This window comes from Bradyrhizobium sp. CSS354, from assembly GCF_029051725.1.
Taxonomy (GTDB): Bacteria; Pseudomonadota; Alphaproteobacteria; order Rhizobiales; family Xanthobacteraceae; genus Bradyrhizobium.
This window is the reverse complement of the sequence record NZ_JAACFU010000009.1, coordinates 296,496-313,562: the sequence shown is the minus strand read 5'-3', so window position 1 is coordinate 313,562 and position 17,067 is coordinate 296,496. Positions and strand designations below refer to the sequence as shown.

Sequence of the window (17,067 nt, the reverse complement as noted above, 5' to 3'; positions counted from 1 at the left end):
GATCTCGCCCTAAAGCGCGATCAGTCGCGCTTTAGCTCTTGTTCGTGCATGATCGTTTCGGAAAACCGCTACGCACTTTTCCGGATCACGCGTCAACCAAGCCCACTACGTGGATTGTAGGGGTGCTGGTCCCGCCACTTCTCCATCAATGCTTCAAGCTCGGCGTCGTTCCCGTCCGGTAGCATAATCCTGATGGTGACGAAGAGATCCCCGGTTCCGCCAGCTTTTGGCAATCCTTTGCCCTTGAGGCGGAAGGTCCGGCCACTGGAGGTGTTCTGCGGGACCGAAAGCTCCACGGCATTGCCGAGGGTGGGCACGCGGACCTTGCCGCCAAGCACCGCCTCATAAAGCGTGACCGGCAGGTCGATCCTGAGATCGGCGCCTTCGATCTTGAAGAACGGATGCGGCGCGATGCCGATCGTGATCAGGAGATCGCCGGGCGGATGGCCCTGCGCGCTCTCGCCCTGTCCCCGCAACCGGATCTGCTGGCCCTCGGTGACTCCGGCCGGAATCTTGACGTTGAGTTCCTTGCCATTCGGCAGCCGGACGCGCTTCTCGCCGCCCTTGACCGCCTCCTCCAGCGAGACGGTCATGGCGACATTGACGTCGAGATCGAGCCCGATCCCGCCGGTGTCGAATTCGAACTGGGCACCGCCGCCAGCTCCGGGGCGCGGACGCTGCGCACCGCCGAACATGCTGTTGAGGATGTCCTCGAACGCGCCGCCGCCCGGACCAGGGCCCGCGCCGCCACCGCGGAACGTATAGCTTTCGAACCCGCCGGGACCCGCGCGACCGCGCGGCCCGCCGCCGCCCGGAAAGCCCTGGAAGCGCGGCTTGCCGTCGGCGTCGATCTCGCCGCGGTCGAATTGCTTGCGCTTGTCCTCGTCGCCGAGGATCTCGTTGGCCGTATTGAGCTCGGCGAAGCGCTCGGCCGCCTTCGGGTCGTTCTTGTTGCTGTCGGGATGGTGCTTCTTGGCAAGCTTGCGATAGGCGCTCTTGATCGCGGCAGCGTTGGCGCTCCGCGGCACCCCCAAGACCTCATAGGGGTCGCGCATCCGTCACGTCTCCTTCAAGAAATCGAATTGTTCAAAGGGCTCCCCGCCCCACTTGAGCCTCATGTGGGGGGCGAGTGGTATTTTTGCAACTAGCCTGGTGAAGCGATTCCTAGCTCCGCCACGGCTTTAGCGTATGAATCTCCCAACTGCCACGGCTGCTTTGGCAGCCGGCGCCCTGGAGCCAGCTTTCGGTGCTGCCGTTGACGTAGCTCGCCAGGAAGTCGCGGCACTTGCGGCCGTCCTCGGCGGCATAGGATTGCGCGATCGGCGTGACCGAACCGCGCGCCCCGGTGTCCGGATTCTCCCAATGCTGGCTGGAATCCTTGTCGTTCTTGCTGAGGACGTCGGAGGCGGCGTTGCGGGCGAAGGCGAGATCGGTCTCGGTCGGTGCCCTGGCCGGCATTGCGATCGAGCCGGTGAGGTCGCTGTCCTCGGCCTTGGCGTAGGCACTCTTGTCATTGCGGGAAAAGCTGCAGCCGCCGGTGCCGAGCCCGATCAGAATGATCGTCATGACGAAGCCGGACGGCCGGATCGCCGATAGGCCAACGCGTCCCCATACCCTATATAGGGCGGTAGCAGACAACAGCGCGTTTTGGACCGCAGAACGCAACTCGGACCCCAGACATGACCGACACGACCTCGATGAAACACCAGACACCCTTAACATCCGGTGATTTCACTGCCGCCGACGAGCCGTTTGCGCTGTTCGAGGCCTGGCTGAACGAAGCCATCAAGAGCGAGCCGAACGATCCGAACGCCATGGCGCTCGCAACCGTCGATCCCGATGGCCTGCCGGACGTGCGCATGGTGCTGATGAAGGGCTTCGATACCGATGGTTTCGTCTTCTACAGCCACGTCGCCAGCCAGAAGGGCCGCGAACTCGCCGCAAATCCTAAGGCGGCGTTACTTTTTCACTGGAAGTCGCTGCGACGTCAGGTCCGCATCCGCGGCAACGTGACGCCGGTGACCGAGGCCGAGGCCGACGCCTATTTCGCGACCCGGCCAAAGCAGGCGCAGATCGGCGCCTGGGCGAGCAAGCAGTCGCAAGAGCTCGAGAGCCGCTTCGCCTTCGAGCAGGCGATCGCCAAGGTTGCCGCCAAGCACATCATCGGCGAGGTGCCGCGTCCGCCGGGCTGGAGCGGCTGGCGTATCACGCCGTCGCGTATCGAGTTCTGGCACGACCGCCCATTCCGCCTGCACGACCGCATCGAATTTCGCCGTGACGCGGCCGGCCAGAAATGGTCCAAGACGCGGATGTATCCTTAGTATTTTGTTCGAGCATGATCCTTTCGGAAAGCCGCTGCACGCTTTGCGCTAACGCGGCCCTCCGGGTCCGGATCATGCTCCAGCCTGAAAGACCTTCATGCCGCAGCCTTCCAACGCGCCGCGCCGCACGCTGCTCCTGACCGGGGCGAGTCGCGGCATCGGGCATGCCACCGTCATCCGATTTTCCTCGGCCGGCTGGCGCGTGATCACCTGCTCGCGACATCCGTTCCCGGAGGATTGTCCGTGGGATGCGGGCCCTGAGGACCATATCCAGGTCGACCTCGCCACCCCCGCCGATACCACCCGCGCGATCTCCGACATCCGCGACCGTCTCGAAGGCGGCATGCTGCACGCGCTGGTCAACAACGCCGCGATCTCACCGAAGGGCGCCGGCGGCTCCAGGCTCGGCTCGATCGACACCGACCTCGACACCTGGACGCACGTGTTCAACGTCAACTTCTTCGCGCCAATCATGATGGCGCGCGGGCTGATCGAGGAACTGAAGACGGCCAAGGGCTCTGTCGTGAACGTCACCTCGATCGCGGGCTCGCGCGTGCATCCCTTCGCGGGCGCGGCCTATGCCACCTCGAAGGCCGCGCTGGCATCCTTGACGCGCGAGATGGCGTCCGACTTCGGCCGCGTCGGCGTGCGCGTCAACGCGATCGCGCCGGGCGAGATCGACACCTCGATCCTGTCGCCGGGCACCGAGAAGATCGTCGACCAGCAGATCCCGATGCACCGGCTCGGCACACCCGACGAAGTTGCCAAAATCATCTACGTGCTGTGTACGGACACCTCGTCCTACGTCAACGGCGCCGAGATCCACATCAACGGCGGCCAGCACGTGTAGGCTACCTCGGTCATTGCGAGCGCAAGCGCTCCTTGCAATGAGATGTTGGAAACAACGCCGGGGAAGCAAGGCGATCCAGACAACGCCGCCGCAAGACCTGGATCGCCCTTAGCTTCCGTTCCTCAATCGAGTCGAATCCGACGTGACCTCTCGCGTGGCTGCGGAGCAGCCGTGCTGATTGCAGTCGAGCAATCGTCGTCGTTCTCGCCGTCGAGCAGCGGAGCACCACAGTGCCGGCACATGCGTGCCGACATCGACGACGCCTTGCCGCTCGTCACGACGTGGCGATAACTCGCCAGATCGATGACGTTGGGGGGCGTCGTTATGTGTTTTTCAACCATGGCTGTTCCTCGCGGCTAACCTGCTCCTTATCGCAGACAAGTTTCGCGCAAACGTTCAGCCCACCGCTCAAATTTTACCGGAGGAATTGGGGCGGCGAGCACACATCGCCGTGCGGCCGCAATCCCGCTCTATTCTGCAACACCAGACACCGTGTCTCTGGGTCCCGCGTAAGGTCTCGGTAGCTATTACAGCCACTTCTTCCACTTGAAGATCCAGTACGGAACGATCGCCGCGATCAGCATCAGGACCAGCGCGTACGGATAGCCGTGCGCCCATTCGAGTTCCGGCATCGCTTTGAAATTCATGCCGTAGATCGAGGCGATCAGCGTCGGCGGCATCAGGACGACCGCCATGACCGAAAACAGCTTGATGATGTTGTTCTGCTCGAGATTGACGACGCCGAGCATGGCGTCGAGTACGAAGGTGATCTTGCTGGAGAGATAGGAGGCATGATCGGTCAGCGAGACGACGTCGCGCTGCATGGTCTTGAGCTGCTCGCGCATGTCCTTCGACCATTTCACGCCCTCCACCACCGCCGAGAGGAAGGCGACGACGCGGCCGATCGAGACCAGGCTCTCGCGAACCTTGGAGGTCAGATCGCCCTTGCGGCCGATCGAGATCAGGATTTGGGAATATTGCTTGGCGTGACCGTGGCGCTCGCTCTCCGGCTCGAAGATGTCATGCGAGACCTGGTCGATCTCGGCGCCGCAGCGCTCCAGGATGTCGGCGCAGCGGTCGATCACGGCATCGAGCAGTTCCATCAGCACCATCTCGCCGGTGATGGCCGGCGTGCAGGAACGGGCCAGCTTGGCCTCGACCAGCGCAAAGGGCTTGGGCTGATCATAGCGCACCGTTACCAGGCGGTGGTCGCCGAGAATGAAGGTCACCGCCGTGGTCCGGGGCATATCGGTATCGGAGTGGCACATCAGCGTTGCCGTCATGTAGCGCGCGCCGTTCTCCATATAGAGACGGCTGGAGATCTCGATCTCCTGCATGTCCTCCCGGGTCGGGATCGCGATCCCCGACAGCTTCTCGACGGCTTTGTCCTCGGCCGCGGTCGGGTTGACCAGGTCGATCCAGACCGCATGCTCCGGCACTGCCGCAAGATCCTCGACGATGGCCTTCTTGAGGGAGGACTCGGAGGGAACGAACACAGAAAACATGCACTACTCCAGCAAGGGCTTGCGACAGAACGGACAGCCCTTAGCGCGATTCTGACAAGTTGATGATGACGAGCACATTAACGGAGCGTTTGCATTTGTGGCGGCGCCATGGCCCAACTGTGGCAGAGAATCGACACATACCCCCGTTTTGTCCAGAAACCGCCGCTGGCCCGCAAAACTTGCGGCAGAAAAGCCACAGGTAAGGTTTTGCAGCGCGGGAGAAGCTTCGTAAGGCTGGAATTGTGGCAGATTTCAACGATAATGGAGCCATCGGAATCGTGGAATTGGGCTTGCTCAAGCCCCACGAAAGCTTGTTGTTGTCGATTGGAACCAAATCATGTCGTCGCTGAAAGTTACGCTGGGTATTTTGGCCGCTGGCCTGATGCTGTCGGGCTGCATGCAAGCCACGCATTTTGAAGCGACCGACACCAAGGCCTTCAAGCCGAAGGACAAGGAACTCCTCGCCAAGGTCAGGTACGAGAAGACTGCGGTCGCAGAGCCTTTCCGCCGCGCTATTGTCGATTACCACCGCAAGGAAACGCCGGGCTCGATCGTGGTCGATTCCGACAACCACTATCTCTATTACGTGCTGGATGGCGGCAAGGCGATCCGCTACGGCATCACGGTTGGCGAAGAGGCCATGGCCTGGTCGGGCATCGCCAAGGTGGGCAGCAAGACCGAGTGGCCGGCCTGGCACCCCACCCCCGGCGAGATTTCGCGCCTGGGCGTACCGACCTATGTCGCACCCGGCCCGGACAATCCGATGGGCTCGCGCGCGATGTATCTCTACTCCGGCGGCAAGGACACCTTGTTCCGCATTCACGGCACCAATCAGCCGGAATATATCGGCGCCTCGATTTCGTCGGGCTGCATCCGCCTGACCAACGAGGACGCGATCGATCTCTATGACCGCGTCAAGGTCGGCACCCTCGTTGTGGTGCTCGAGCCCAAGCACGGTGATTCGCCCTACAATTCACGGCTTGCGCTCGGCGGCAGCCAGACTGGCCAGGCGGGCAGCTACTGATCAGGTTCCTGATCTCAGATACTCAAAAGCGCCGGTTTCACCGGCGCTTTTTTGTTGCCGGCTTGTGCGCCTGGGTTTTGTTGCCGTCGGCCGCCGGCTTGCGCGCAGAGGCAGGAGATTTCTCCGCCGCCTCGTCATCAACTCCTTGCTTGGTCTCGGGCTTCGCTTCAGGTTTGGCCGCGACCTCACGCGGCGGCGCCTCCTCGGGCCGTTCCGCCGGCAGCAGCGGGGCAACCTGCGGCAGGGGATCCCAGACGTTCCACTGGCAGATCCGGTAGTCGTTGCGCCGCTGCGCCAGGTCGAGATGGATATGGTCCTCGTGGTACCAATCCGAGCCGGGGCCGAGCACTGTCGAAAAGCGCGAGCAGACCGAATGCAGCACGCGTTCCCGCACCTCGCGGGGCATGGTGCGATCGGTCAGGCCGATCGACTGCCCGTTGGCGAGCTTGATGGCGCGGACATCGATCGCGTTGGCCTTGCCGTGCTCGGACAGCATGGCGCCGACAACGCGGTTGCGGCCGCGGCACTCGAAGCTGTCGAAATTGTCGAGATCGCTGATGGTCGAGCCGAGGCTCGCGGCCAGCGGCACCACGTCCTTGCGCACCCAATCGGCGATGGCGGACGCCATGGTGCAGCGGAGGATCGCCGCCGGCTTGACCGCCACCTTGCGCTTGTCCGGCAGCACGATGGCTTCGAGCCGCACCAGATCCTCACCGCCACAGGCGCCAGGCCCCCGGATATCCGGGATCGAGGGCGCGATAGCGATCTCCTCGGTCAGCGCGAGGCGGCACGCCGAGGCCTGCTTCTCGGGCGGCGGCGCAGCCTCGGCGGGCTTGTTGGCGCCAGGTTTGTCCGCGGAAGGCTTGTCGGGAGCAGGTTTGCCGGGAGAAGGCATTTCCGCGGAAGGCTTGCCGCCGGTCTCCGCAGGAGCATCGTCCGACGCCTTGGGGGCCTCCTCGGGGCGAGACCTTGGGAGCGGGACCTTGCCAGATATCTTGGCAGAATGAACCGTCGCGTGGGGCCGTGGTGCAGCAATACCAAAGATATCGAGTGGGGACCCATATTTGCGCGCCTCTGCCCGATCCGCGAGCCCGAGCGTGACGGTAACCATTGCCGCGCCGACGGACATATAGCCGCGACAAGACCATTTGCGGCGAAAGGCGGGCAGGCTAAAACTCATGACAATTCTTTGGCCCAACGCTGAGAGCGACAATCCGCCCAGCGGCTTCTCGGAGGAACGACGGAATGCTTGGTTTGATGCAAGACTGGCCCCTGCTCTGCCACCGGATCATCGAACACGCCGCCAGGATTCATGGCAAGCAGGAGGTCGTGACGCGCTCGGTCGAGGGACCGATCCATCGCACCACCTATGCCGATATCCACAAGCGCGCGCTCAAGGTCTCGCAGATGCTGGAGCGCGACGGCATCAAGCTCGGCGACCGTGTCGCAACGATCGCCTGGAACACCTGGCGCCATCTCGAGGTCTGGTACGGCATCATGGGGATCGGCGCCATCTGCCATACCGTCAATCCCCGCCTTTTCCCCGAGCAGATCGCCTGGATCATCAACCATGCCCAGGACCGCATCGTGATGACCGACATCACATTCATTCCGGTCCTGGAGAAGATCGCCGACAAGCTGACAAGCGTAGAACGCTACGTCGTGCTCACCGACAAGGCGCACATGCCGCAGACGACGCTGAAGAACGTGGTCGCCTACGAGGACTGGATTGCGGAGGCCGACGGCAAGTTTAAATGGAAGGACTTTGACGAGAACACGGCGGCCGCGATGTGCTACACGTCAGGCACCACCGGCGATCCTAAAGGGGTGCTGTATTCGCATCGCTCCAACGTGCTGCACGCGCTGATGGCCAACAATGTCGACGCGCTCGGTACCAGCGCCTCCGAGACCATGCTTCCCGTGGTGCCGCTCTTCCACGCCAACAGCTGGGGCATCGCCTTCTCGGCACCCTCGCAGGGCACCAAGCTCGTCATGCCCGGCGCCAAGCTCGACGGCGCCTCGGTCTATGAGCTGCTCTCGACCGAGAGGGTGACACATACCGCCGGCGTGCCCACGGTGTGGCTGATGCTGCTCCAGCACATGACCGCCAACAATCTGAAGCTGCCGGACCTGAAGATGGTGATCTGCGGCGGCTCGGCGATGCCGCGTTCGATGATCAAGGCCTTCCTCGACATAGGCTCGAACGTCCGCCACGCCTGGGGCATGACCGAGATGAGCCCGATCGGCAGCGTCGCGGCGCTGAAGCCGCCGTTCCAGAACGCGACCGGCGAGGCGCGGCTCGACGTGCTGCAGATGCAGGGCTACGCGCCGTTCGCCGTCGAGATGAAGATCACCGACGATGCCGGCAAGGAACTGCCGTGGGACGGCACGACCTTCGGTCGCCTCAAGGTCGCCGGCCCGGCCGTCGCCAAGGCCTATTACCGGGTCGACACTGACATCCTCGACGAGGACGGCTTCTTCGACACCGGCGACGTCGCGACCATCGACGAGGCCGGCTACATGCGGATCACCGACCGCTCCAAGGACGTGATCAAGTCCGGCGGCGAATGGATCTCCTCGATCGAGCTGGAAAACCTCGCAGTCGGCCATCCGGCCGTGGCGGAAGCCGCCGTGATCGGCGTATTCCATCCCAAATGGGACGAGCGTCCGCTGCTGATCGTGCAGCTGAAGCAGGGCCAGCAGGCCAGCCGCGAGGACATCCTGAAGTTCATGGACGGCAAGATCGCCAAATGGTGGATGCCCGACGACGTTGCCTTCGTCGACGGGATCCCCCACACGGCGACGGGCAAGATCCTGAAGACCGCGCTGCGCGACCAGTTCAAGGAATACCGCTTCCCGAACGCGGCGGCGTAGGCGGCCAAACCAAACACCGTCATTCCGGGCGATGCCAACGGCATCGAGCCCGGAATGACAGGCCGTAACATCCCGGGAACCCTTGAATTTGCCTCGGGGCCGTGGTCTCAACGGCCCATAGTCGTGCCAGATCGGCCGGCACCGTCCCCAAGACTCCGGCAGAGCTTACCCGATGGCCCGCAGGTTTTCCGCTCCCTATCAGTCGGAGCCCGTGTCCAGCCTCGCGAGCTGGGCGCGCAATCTGGCCGTGTTCTCCGTGGTGGCGGTGGTGGTCTCGATCATCATCCTCCGGTTCGGCTTCCTGGAGATGAAGCCGGCACTCGCGACCTTCTTCGGCGGGCTTGGGATTGCGGCGCTCTCGATCCTGTTCGGGCTCGCCGGCTTTGCCGCGATCTGGCAGAACGGCTCGCGCGGCATGGCGCGCATCCTGCTTGCGTTCCTGATCGACGGCGCGATCCTCGCCTACCCGGCCTATCTCGGCCTGCAATACCGCAAGCTGCCGGCGATCCACGACATCACCACCGACCCGATCGACCCGCCGCGCTTCGACGCACTGGCCCGCCTGCGCACCGGCGATGGTGCCAACACCGCGGTGTATGCCGGCCTCTATTCGGCCGAGCAGCAGCGTCAATTCTATCCTGATATCGAGCCGATCGAGCTCGAGATCTCGGTCGACCGCGCCTATGCGATCGCGCTTCAGCTCGTCAACAAGCGCAAATGGCTGGTGATCGACGAGCGCGCGCCGCAGCCGCCGCGCCGCATCGGTCGCATCGAGGCGGTGGCGCGCTCGCCGATCATGGGGTTTCGCGAGGACATCGCGATCCGGGTCGTGCCTGACGGCGAGGATTCCCGCGTCGATATCCGATCCGCCTCGCGCTATTTCGAGAGCGACCTCGGCAGCAACGCCGCGCGTGTGAAGAAATTCATCGACGATCTCAACACCGCCGCCGATGCCGACGCACTCAAGCCGGTGAAGAAGACGCCGGTGACACCGCCGAAGGCGCCGGCAAAGACGGTGAAGAAGTAGGATTCTGTCATTCCGGGGCGACGCGAAGCGGCGAGCCCGGAATCCATCGGGCCGCAGCATCCGCATATAAATGGATTCCGGGTTCGCGCTAACACGCCCCCCGGAATGACGAGAGACTAGCTCGCCATCCGATACGTCCCGCCGATCACGGGATCGCCGTCGGTCGCCACCACGCCGCGGGCGACCAGGTCTTCCAGATGCGCCAGCACGGAATAGCCCGCCGCAGTGGTGAGCCTCGGATCGATGCCGATATAGATCGCCCGGACCATGGTCGGGATGTCGGTCTCGCCCTTGGCAAGGCGGTGCAGGATGGAGGCCTCGCGCGCCTTGCGGTGACGGATCAGAAAACGCACGAAGCGCGGACCGTCCGGAATTTCAGGGCCGTGGCCGGAGAAATACACATCCTCTTCGCGCGCGGCGAGACGATCCAGCGATTCCATGTAGTCGATCATCGAGCCGTCCGGCGGCGCCACGATCGAAGTCGACCACCCCATCACGTGATCGCCGACGAAGTTGAATTTCCGCTCGGGCCAGGAAAACGCGAGGTGATTGGCGGTATGGCCAGGTGTCGCCACGGCCTCGAGCCGCCAGCCGTCTCCTTCGACCACGTCGCCGTGGGCGATCCTGATATCGGGCGCGAAGTCGCGGTCGGCGCCGGATTCCGGGTTGTGCTTCTCGCTCTCGAAACGCGGGCGCGAGGCGCGGTGCGGGCCTTCGGCGTAAACTGGCGCGCCGGTCGCCCGCTTGATCCGCGCGGTGTTCGGCGAATGGTCGCGGTGGGTGTGGGTGACGAAGATATGGCTCACCGTCTCGCCGCTGACGGCATCGAGCAGCGCCGCTGCATGCGCCTCGTCGTCCGGACCGGGATCGATGATCGCGACGTTGCCGCGGCCCACGATGTAGCTGACCGTACCGGTGAAAGTGAACGGACTCGGATTGTTGCAGAGCACCCGCCGTACGCCGGGACGGACTTGCTCGACGACGCCGGGCTTCAGCGGAAAGTCGCGGTTGAACGGGACGTCGTCGTTGTCGGACATGGCTTGCTCATACCTTGCTGACTTCGTCATGCCCGGCCTTGTGCCGGGCATCCACGTTCTTCGCGTGGTCTAAGACGTGGATGGCCGGGACGTCTAGCGCGAAGACGCGCTTCGCGCTTCTGCCCGGCCATGACGCAATTCGAGAGTTCAGCCGCATCGCCCATTCAGGCGGTTTGCTCAGAAAAACGCCTGAATGCCCGTGATCGCGCGGCCCAGGATCAGGGCGTGGACGTCGTGGGTGCCCTCGTAGGTGTTGACGGTCTCGAGATTATGGACGTGGCGCATCACGTGATATTCGATCGAGATGCCGTTGCCGCCGTGCATGTCGCGCGCGACGCGGGCGATGTCGAGCGCCTTGCCGCAATTGTTGCGCTTCATGATCGAGATCATCTCTGGCGCGAACTTGCCCTCGTCCATCAGGCGGCCGACGCGCAGCGAGCCCTGAAGGCCCAGCGCGATCTCGGTCTGCATGTCCGCGAGCTTCTTCTGCACGAGCTGGGTCGCAGCGAGCGGCTTGCCGAACTGCTTGCGGTCGAGCGTGTATTGGCGGGCGCGGTGCATGCAGTCCTCAGCCGCGCCGAGCACGCCCCAGGAAATGCCGTAGCGGGCGCGGTTGAGGCAGCCGAACGGGCCCTTGAGGCCGGAGACGTTGGGCAGCAGCGCGTCTTCCGGGACCACGACGCCGTCCATCACGACCTCGCCGGTGATGGAGGCGCGAAGCGACAGCTTGCCGCCGATCTTCGGTGCCGACAGGCCCTTCATGCCCTTCTCCAGCACGAAGCCGCGGATCTGGTTGTCGTGCGCGGCCGACTTGGCCCAGACCACGAACACGTCGGCGATCGGCGCGTTAGATATCCACATCTTGCTGCCGGTCAGCCGATAGCCGTCCGAAACCTTCTCGGCGCGGGTTTTCATGCCGGCCGGATCGGAGCCGGCGTCAGGCTCGGTCAGCCCGAAGCAGCCGACCCACTCACCGCTGGCGAGCTTCGGCAGGTACTTCTTGCGCTGGTTCTCGTCGCCGTAGGCGTAGATCGGATACATCACCAGCGAGGACTGCACCGAGTTCATCGAGCGGTAGCCGGAATCGACCCGTTCGATTTCGCGCGCTACGAGACCATAGGCGACATAGCCTGCATTGGCGCAGCCATATTCCTCCGGCAACGTGATGCCGATCAGGCCGAGTTCGCCCATCTCGTTGAATATCTCGCGATCCGTCTTCTCTTCGAGATAGGCCTTGGCGACGCGCGGCAGCAGCTTGTCCTGGGCGTAGGCGCGCGCGGTGTCGCGCACCATGCGCTCGTCTTCAGTGAGCTGCTCGTCGAGCAGGAACGGATCGTCCCACTGGAAAGAAGCCGAAGTCGGCTTGTCCTTGGCCTGAGGGCGCGCGGTCATGAAACGTCCTTTCGTCTGGTTCCGTCAATTTGCCCGACAAAGTAAAGCGCCGCGGCAACAAGTGCAATTGCGTTGCAGATGTATGGGTCTGCGTGAATCCCGGGGCCGGCGAGGCGCACCTCGGGGGATGCGCTTCGCGCACCCCGGGATGACAGCGCTAGCTTTCGAGCTGTTCGTTGGCGACGATCTCGATGCCGAAACCCGAAAGGCCCTTGTAGTCGTGCACCGAGGACGTGAGATGCCGGATCGAGGTGACGCCGAGATCGCGCAGGATCTGTGCACCGACACCGACTTCGCGCCACTGGCGGTTGCGGTCGGCCTCGGTCGCGCTCTCATCGGGCAGCGGCGCCACGGGGACACCGGCAGCACCGTCGCGCAGATAGACCAGAACGCCACGGCCGGATTTCTTGAAGTGCTCGAGCACCGCCGCCATGCGTTTGTGGCCGGTGAAGATGTCCTTGACGATGTTCGGCTTGTGGAAGCGCGTCAGGACGTTCTTGCCGTCGCCGACGCCGTTGTAGACGAAGGCAACGTGGGCGATGGAATCGAACGGCGAGCGGTAGGCATAGCCCTGCAGCGGCCCGATCGGGCTCTCGGTGACGAAGGTCGAGACCCGCTCGATCAGCTTCTCGCGCACCTGGCGGTAGGCGATCATGTCGGCGATGGTGACGTGCTTGAGCTTGTGCTGGGCGGCGAAGCGGGCGACCTGCTCGCCCTTCATCACGCTGCCGTCGTCGTTCATCAACTCGCTGATGACGCCGACCGGCGGCAGGCCGGAGAGCTTGCACAGATCGACCGCGGCCTCGGTATGGCCGGAGCGCAGCAGCACGCCGCCGTCCTTGGCGATCAGCGGGAAGATGTGACCGGGACGGGCGAAGTCGTTGGCACCGGCGTTGGGATTGGACAGCGCGCGGCAGCACGAGGCGCGCTCTTCGGCCGAGATGCCAGTGCCGCCGTCGGGCTTGTAGTCGATCGAGACCGTGAATGCGGTGGTGTGCGCGGAATCGTTGTGGGCCACCATCGGGTCGAGCCGCAGGCGGCGCGCATCTTCGGTGGTGATCGGCGCGCAAACGATGCCGGAGGTGTGGCGGATGATGAACGCCATCTTCTCGGCGGTGCAGAACGAGGCGGCGACGATCAGATCGCCCTCGCCCTCGCGGTCATCGTCGTCGGTGACGACCACGAGCTCACCCCGGGCAAAGGCCTGCAAGACTTCCTGGACGTTATCGGGCATTTCCCAATCTCTAACGGTTATGGCCCGGAGGCTTAGCCGGACTTGGGCCGGGGCGCTAGTGTCCCCGGCGCAACCACATATGCCGGACCGCAGCCCTGCCCCGGGGGGCGACTTGCACCGGGCATACCAGCGATATGGGCGCGGAGAAGCCCGGCGAGAAGCCGGCCGGGCGCGGTCAGGGCAGCACTTCGCGCCGTTCGCCGAGCCGCTGATCGAGCTCGGCACGCTTGTCGGCCAACAGGCCAGCCTGGGCGGCCTCGATCACCGTGAACAGCTCATGGGCGTCGCTGAGCCGGGTCACGGTGACATAGCTGGCGCCAGCCGCGTAGAGTTCATCCACATCCGACAACAGATCGGCCGTGGCAATGATCATGGCGGTCGGGTTGAGGGTGCGGACGTGGCGGACCAGCTTCTCGTTGCTGGCCCCCTTCAGAAGCGCATCCGGTACGCTGAGGATGATCATCTCGGACTTGCTGACGCCGGCATGGAGCAGCGTGTCGGCGCTGCTGATATCGCCATAGATCACGTGCAGGCCGCGCGATAGCAGCGTCTGGTACACATTGGGATTGAAGTCGATCACGGTGATCTGCTCGAGCAGCACCGGTGCCTGCCGTTCGATCTCGGCGAGCAGCGCGCTAGCCGCGCGGAAAAAGCCGAGGATGACGATGCGGCGGGCCTCGCCATGGCCTTCGTGCCCTTCCTCACCATGGCCATTGCCGTGGTCGAGATCGCGCAGGCCGATCCGCTTCAGGGGGCCGATCGCCCAGCGGGTGATCTCGTCGCTGCGGGTCATCACGAAGGTCGAGAGCACCGCCAGCACCACGAAGGCGAAGGAGGCCGCATTCGCCGTCTCGGCCGCGATGTGGTGGGCGGCGACGCCGGTCTGGATCACCACCAGCGAGAACTCGGAGATCTGCGCCAGGTTAAGTGCCGGCAACAGGCTGGCGCGCAGGCCCTGTTTCATCAGATAGAGCGGCGCGAAGGTGGTGACGAGGCGGCTCACCACCGTGAACGCCGCGATCATCAGAGCAAGCCCGATTACGGAGAGGCCGGGCACGGGAATGGTCATGCCGAGCGCAACGAAGAACAGCGTGATGAAGAAATCGCGAAGCGTGGTGACCTTGGCCGTAACGTCGAGCGCGTAGGGAAAGGTCGAGAGCGAGACGCCGGCGATCAGGGCGCCCATCTCGCGCGACAGCGACAGCCGCTCGGCGGTCTCGGCGACCAGGAAGCACCAGGCGAGCGCGCCGAGCAGGATCAGCTCGGGGCGGCGGGCGATCTGGTGAAACAGGCGCGGCAGCACGTAGCGGCTCACCAGCAGCGCGGCGGCGACCAGCACCGCGACGCGGCCGATCGAGAGCAGGATGACGCTGATTTCCAGATTGGCAAGGCTCGGCTGCACGGCCAGGAACAGGATCGCGAAGATGTCCTGGAGCACCAGCACGCCGAGGGTGATGCGGCCCGGCAGCGTGTCGAGCTCGCGCTTCTCGTAGAGCACCTTGACGATGATCACGGTGCTCGACAGCGCGCAGGCGACACAGAGGTAAACCGCATCAAACTGTCCGCCCCCGAGCGACAGGCCGATGCCGGCGAAGAATAGCACCCCGAGCAAGCAGCCGCCGAGGAGCTGGCCGCCCGCGGCGAACAGGATGACCTTTCCCGCCCGCACGATCTTCTTCAGGTCGATCTCCAGGCCGATCATGAACAGCATGAAGATCAGGCCGAGCTCGGAAATGACGCTGATCGATTCCTGCGACTTGACCCAGCCGGCGCCAAATGGACCTATGCAGAAGCCGGCGATAAGATAGGCCAGGATCAGCGGTTGCCTGGAGAAGTGGGCAAGCAGGCCCAGCATCCAGGCGAACAGGATACAGAGAGTGATGTCGCGAATGAGCTCGTGCATGCCAGATTGGTCCGTTTTGCCGCACCCTAGTGATCGAGTGCGGCGCGGCAAGCGAGCAATTCGTCACATGCGGATCGGGCTCGCCATTGCAATGCTGCTATGCCCCCTCGCCTCCGTCATCCCCGCAGCCGCTCAATCCAAGGTCAATATCGAACAAAGCTTTGCCGATTCCCTCACCGCGCTGCCGAAGGAAGAACTCGCCGTCTCCGGTGGGTTCTACGTGCCCGCTTATTCCAGCGTCGCGATGAGCCAGGGCAAGCTGCGCGTCGACTTCTCGGTGACCTTGAGCGTGCACAACGCCTCCGAGACCCAGCCGCTGGTGGTCAAGCGCATCGCCTATTTCGATACCGCGGGCAAGCAAGTCGAGAGCTATCTGAAGGCACCCGTCGCATTGAAGCCCCTCGCCACCGTCTCGATCTTCATTCCGACCGACGACGTACGCGGCGGGACCGGAGCCAATTTCCTCGTCGATTGGGCCGCAGCAAGCGAGATTGCAGAGCCTGCTGTCGAGGCCTTGATGGTTGGCGGCGTCGCCAATGCGCATTACGCTTTCATCAGCCAGGGCCGTCCGACTCGGACGGTCGGCAAGAAATAAGCAAGAAATACGACTGACCGGCGCAAAGTCGGCAGCCCTGACAAGAAAGAATAGAACGAGGAACACTCCCATGACGTCCAGCTTCGATTTTGCGCCCCTGTTTCCCGCAGGGCTGCCGGCCCCTTCTGCGCGCTGGACGGGCCTCGCCAAATACAGTTTTGTCGGCGGCAACAACGACTCCGAGCAGGTGCCGCTCGATCATCTGATCGAGGCGGCCAACCTGGCTCTGCAACGCGAAGGCCGCTCGCTCGCCACCTACGGGCTGGCACATGGTCCCCAGGGCTATCTGCCCCTGCGCGAATTCCTGGTGACGAAACTGAAGCGCGATGCCGGCATCAACTGCACGGTCGACGATCTCCTGATCGTCTCCGGCTCGCTGCAGGCGCTCGACCTCGTCAACGCCACGCTGCTGACGCGCGGCGATACCGTGATCTTCGAGCAGGATAGCTATCAGGGCTCGCTCACCCGCCTGGCACGGCTCGGCGTCAACGTGGTCGGCATCCCGCTCGACAAGGACGGCATGCGCATGGACGTGCTGGCCACCACGCTGGCCGACCTGAAGGGCCGCGGCATCCGGCCGAAATACATCTACACCATTCCGACAGTGCAGAACCCAACCGGCAGCATCATGCCGGAGGGTCGCCGCACCGAGCTGTTGCGGCTGTCGGCAGACTACGGCGTGCCTGTATTCGAGGACGATTGCTATGCCGATCTGGTCTGGTCAGGACAGCGGCCGCCGGCGATCCATGCGATGAGCCCGAACGGCGGCGTGATCCATATCGGCTCGTTCTCGAAGTCGATCGCGCCCGCGCTGCGCGTCGGCTTCATCGTCGCGCCATGGGATGTGATGTCGCGGATGCTGGCGCTGAAGACGGACGCTGGCTCGGGCGCGCTGGAGCAGATGGTGCTCGCCGCCTATTGCAAGCCGCATTTTTCCACCCACGTGCCGGCGCTGACGAAGGCACTGCGCACCAAGCTCGACACGCTGATGGAAGCTCTCAACGAGCAGTTCGGGACGACTGCCGAGTTCGAGGAGCCCAAGGGCGGCATCTTCCTGTGGGTGAAACTGCCCGATCAGGTGGATACGCTGAAGCTGTACCAGGCCGCGCTTGCCGCCGGCGTCTCGATCAATCCGGGGCCGGAATGGTCGACTGACAAAAACCATTCCAGATCGCGCCTGCGGCTGTGCTTTGCGAGCCCCTCACATCAGCAGATCCGCGAGGGCATCGCCGTGCTGGCCGAGATCTGCCGCAAGGAGTTCGGTGTGCCGGCCCGCAGTGCCAATGTGGAGAAGCGAGCCTGAGC

16 protein-coding genes are annotated in these 17,067 nt (G+C 63.9%); 7 read left to right on the top strand and 9 right to left on the bottom strand.

The window, feature by feature from the left end; all coding sequences use genetic code 11:
- Positions 1-92: 92 nt before the first annotated feature.
- Positions 93-1,055 (bottom strand): J domain-containing protein, encoded by a 963-nt coding sequence (locus GWG67_RS23625; protein WP_275171753.1) that lies wholly within the window; start codon positions 1,053-1,055, stop codon positions 93-95.
- A gap of 109 nt (positions 1,056-1,164) precedes the next feature.
- Positions 1,165-1,566, bottom strand: a complete 402-nt coding sequence (locus GWG67_RS23620) for an RT0821/Lpp0805 family surface protein (protein WP_275171752.1) — start codon at positions 1,564-1,566, stop codon at positions 1,165-1,167.
- Positions 1,567-1,679: 113 nt separating this feature from the next.
- Here GWG67_RS23620 and pdxH point away from each other — a divergent pair, with 113 nt between their 5' ends.
- Entirely contained in the window at positions 1,680-2,321 is a 642-nt protein-coding gene (gene pdxH / locus GWG67_RS23615; protein WP_275171751.1) for a pyridoxamine 5'-phosphate oxidase, read from the top strand.
- 97 nt (positions 2,322-2,418) lie between these two features.
- Positions 2,419-3,171 (top strand): SDR family NAD(P)-dependent oxidoreductase, encoded by a 753-nt coding sequence (locus GWG67_RS23610; RefSeq protein ID WP_007607375.1) that lies wholly within the window; start codon positions 2,419-2,421, stop codon positions 3,169-3,171.
- Between the two features lie 122 nt (positions 3,172-3,293).
- On the opposite strand, the gene GWG67_RS23605 is transcribed toward GWG67_RS23610, so the two are convergent.
- Positions 3,294-3,512, bottom strand: a complete 219-nt coding sequence (locus GWG67_RS23605) for a hypothetical protein (protein ID WP_106942821.1) — start codon at positions 3,510-3,512, stop codon at positions 3,294-3,296.
- 186 nt (positions 3,513-3,698) lie between these two features.
- The gene (locus tag GWG67_RS23600) at positions 3,699-4,676 is read right to left on the bottom strand and encodes a magnesium transporter CorA family protein (protein WP_275171750.1); all 978 of its coding nucleotides are present in this window, start codon (positions 4,674-4,676) and stop codon (positions 3,699-3,701) included.
- A 337-nt stretch (positions 4,677-5,013) separates the two neighbouring features.
- On the opposite strand from GWG67_RS23600, the gene GWG67_RS23595 reads away from it, so the two are divergent.
- On the top strand, positions 5,014-5,700 hold the full coding sequence (locus GWG67_RS23595; protein ID WP_275171749.1) for a L,D-transpeptidase: 687 nt from the start codon (positions 5,014-5,016) through the stop codon (positions 5,698-5,700).
- A gap of 37 nt (positions 5,701-5,737) precedes the next feature.
- Here GWG67_RS23595 and GWG67_RS23590 read toward each other — a convergent pair whose 3' ends face one another.
- Positions 5,738-6,880, bottom strand: coding sequence for an extensin family protein (locus tag GWG67_RS23590; protein ID WP_275171748.1), 1,143 nt, complete (start codon positions 6,878-6,880; stop codon positions 5,738-5,740).
- Between the two features lie 65 nt (positions 6,881-6,945).
- Here GWG67_RS23590 and GWG67_RS23585 point away from each other — a divergent pair, with 65 nt between their 5' ends.
- Complete coding sequence (locus GWG67_RS23585; RefSeq protein ID WP_275171747.1) at positions 6,946-8,574, top strand: fatty-acid--CoA ligase; 1,629 nt, start codon at positions 6,946-6,948, stop codon at positions 8,572-8,574.
- Positions 8,575-8,746: 172 nt separating this feature from the next.
- A complete protein-coding gene (locus tag GWG67_RS23580) occupies positions 8,747-9,601 on the top strand; it encodes a DUF1499 domain-containing protein (protein WP_275171746.1) in 855 nt (284 codons plus the stop codon).
- Positions 9,602-9,717: 116 nt separating this feature from the next.
- Here GWG67_RS23580 and GWG67_RS23575 read toward each other — a convergent pair whose 3' ends face one another.
- The 4 genes from GWG67_RS23575 to GWG67_RS23560 all read right to left on the bottom strand — a co-directional run bounded on the left by GWG67_RS23575 (position 9,718) and on the right by GWG67_RS23560 (position 15,167).
- Positions 9,718-10,638: an MBL fold metallo-hydrolase gene (locus GWG67_RS23575; RefSeq protein ID WP_275171745.1), complete on the bottom strand. Its 921-nt coding sequence runs from the start codon at positions 10,636-10,638 to the stop codon at positions 9,718-9,720.
- Positions 10,639-10,815: 177 nt separating this feature from the next.
- The gene (locus GWG67_RS23570) at positions 10,816-12,030 is read right to left on the bottom strand and encodes an acyl-CoA dehydrogenase (protein ID WP_275171744.1); all 1,215 of its coding nucleotides are present in this window, start codon (positions 12,028-12,030) and stop codon (positions 10,816-10,818) included.
- Positions 12,031-12,187: 157 nt separating this feature from the next.
- Positions 12,188-13,264 carry a 3,4-dihydroxy-2-butanone-4-phosphate synthase gene (ribB, locus tag GWG67_RS23565; protein ID WP_007594722.1) on the bottom strand — a complete coding sequence of 359 codons (1,077 nt, stop codon included), beginning with the start codon at positions 13,262-13,264 and terminating at the stop codon, positions 12,188-12,190.
- Positions 13,265-13,439: 175 nt separating this feature from the next.
- Positions 13,440-15,167, bottom strand: coding sequence for a cation:proton antiporter (locus tag GWG67_RS23560; RefSeq protein WP_275171743.1), 1,728 nt, complete (start codon positions 15,165-15,167; stop codon positions 13,440-13,442).
- A gap of 67 nt (positions 15,168-15,234) precedes the next feature.
- Between GWG67_RS23560 and GWG67_RS23555 the strand changes: the two genes are divergently transcribed.
- Together GWG67_RS23555 and GWG67_RS23550 are read left to right on the top strand one after the other, a co-directional pair.
- Complete coding sequence (locus tag GWG67_RS23555) at positions 15,235-15,762, top strand: DUF3124 domain-containing protein (RefSeq protein ID WP_275171742.1); 528 nt, start codon at positions 15,235-15,237, stop codon at positions 15,760-15,762.
- Positions 15,763-15,832: 70 nt separating this feature from the next.
- Positions 15,833-17,065: a PLP-dependent aminotransferase family protein gene (locus tag GWG67_RS23550; RefSeq protein WP_275171741.1), complete on the top strand. Its 1,233-nt coding sequence runs from the start codon at positions 15,833-15,835 to the stop codon at positions 17,063-17,065.
- Positions 17,066-17,067: the final 2 nt, after the last annotated feature.

Coding starts and splice junctions, on each gene's coding strand:
- GWG67_RS23575 (WP_275171745.1), bottom strand. CDS start 10,638: ATGTCCGACAACGACGACGTCCCGTTCAACCGCGACTTTCCGCTGAAG.
- GWG67_RS23550 (WP_275171741.1), top strand. CDS start 15,833: ATGACGTCCAGCTTCGATTTTGCGCCCCTGTTTCCCGCAGGGCTGCCG.
- GWG67_RS23595 (WP_275171749.1), top strand. CDS start 5,014: ATGTCGTCGCTGAAAGTTACGCTGGGTATTTTGGCCGCTGGCCTGATG.
- GWG67_RS23570 (WP_275171744.1), bottom strand. CDS start 12,030: ATGACCGCGCGCCCTCAGGCCAAGGACAAGCCGACTTCGGCTTCTTTC.
- GWG67_RS23620 (WP_275171752.1), bottom strand. CDS start 1,566: ATGACGATCATTCTGATCGGGCTCGGCACCGGCGGCTGCAGCTTTTCC.
- GWG67_RS23600 (WP_275171750.1), bottom strand. CDS start 4,676: ATGTTTTCTGTGTTCGTTCCCTCCGAGTCCTCCCTCAAGAAGGCCATC.
- GWG67_RS23560 (WP_275171743.1), bottom strand. CDS start 15,167: ATGCACGAGCTCATTCGCGACATCACTCTCTGTATCCTGTTCGCCTGG.
- GWG67_RS23580 (WP_275171746.1), top strand. CDS start 8,747: ATGGCCCGCAGGTTTTCCGCTCCCTATCAGTCGGAGCCCGTGTCCAGC.
- ribB (WP_007594722.1), bottom strand. CDS start 13,264: ATGCCCGATAACGTCCAGGAAGTCTTGCAGGCCTTTGCCCGGGGTGAG.
- GWG67_RS23625 (WP_275171753.1), bottom strand. CDS start 1,055: ATGCGCGACCCCTATGAGGTCTTGGGGGTGCCGCGGAGCGCCAACGCT.
- GWG67_RS23585 (WP_275171747.1), top strand. CDS start 6,946: ATGCTTGGTTTGATGCAAGACTGGCCCCTGCTCTGCCACCGGATCATC.
- GWG67_RS23555 (WP_275171742.1), top strand. CDS start 15,235: ATGCGGATCGGGCTCGCCATTGCAATGCTGCTATGCCCCCTCGCCTCC.
- GWG67_RS23610 (WP_007607375.1), top strand. CDS start 2,419: ATGCCGCAGCCTTCCAACGCGCCGCGCCGCACGCTGCTCCTGACCGGG.
- pdxH (WP_275171751.1), top strand. CDS start 1,680: ATGACCGACACGACCTCGATGAAACACCAGACACCCTTAACATCCGGT.
- GWG67_RS23605 (WP_106942821.1), bottom strand. CDS start 3,512: ATGGTTGAAAAACACATAACGACGCCCCCCAACGTCATCGATCTGGCG.
- GWG67_RS23590 (WP_275171748.1), bottom strand. CDS start 6,880: ATGAGTTTTAGCCTGCCCGCCTTTCGCCGCAAATGGTCTTGTCGCGGC.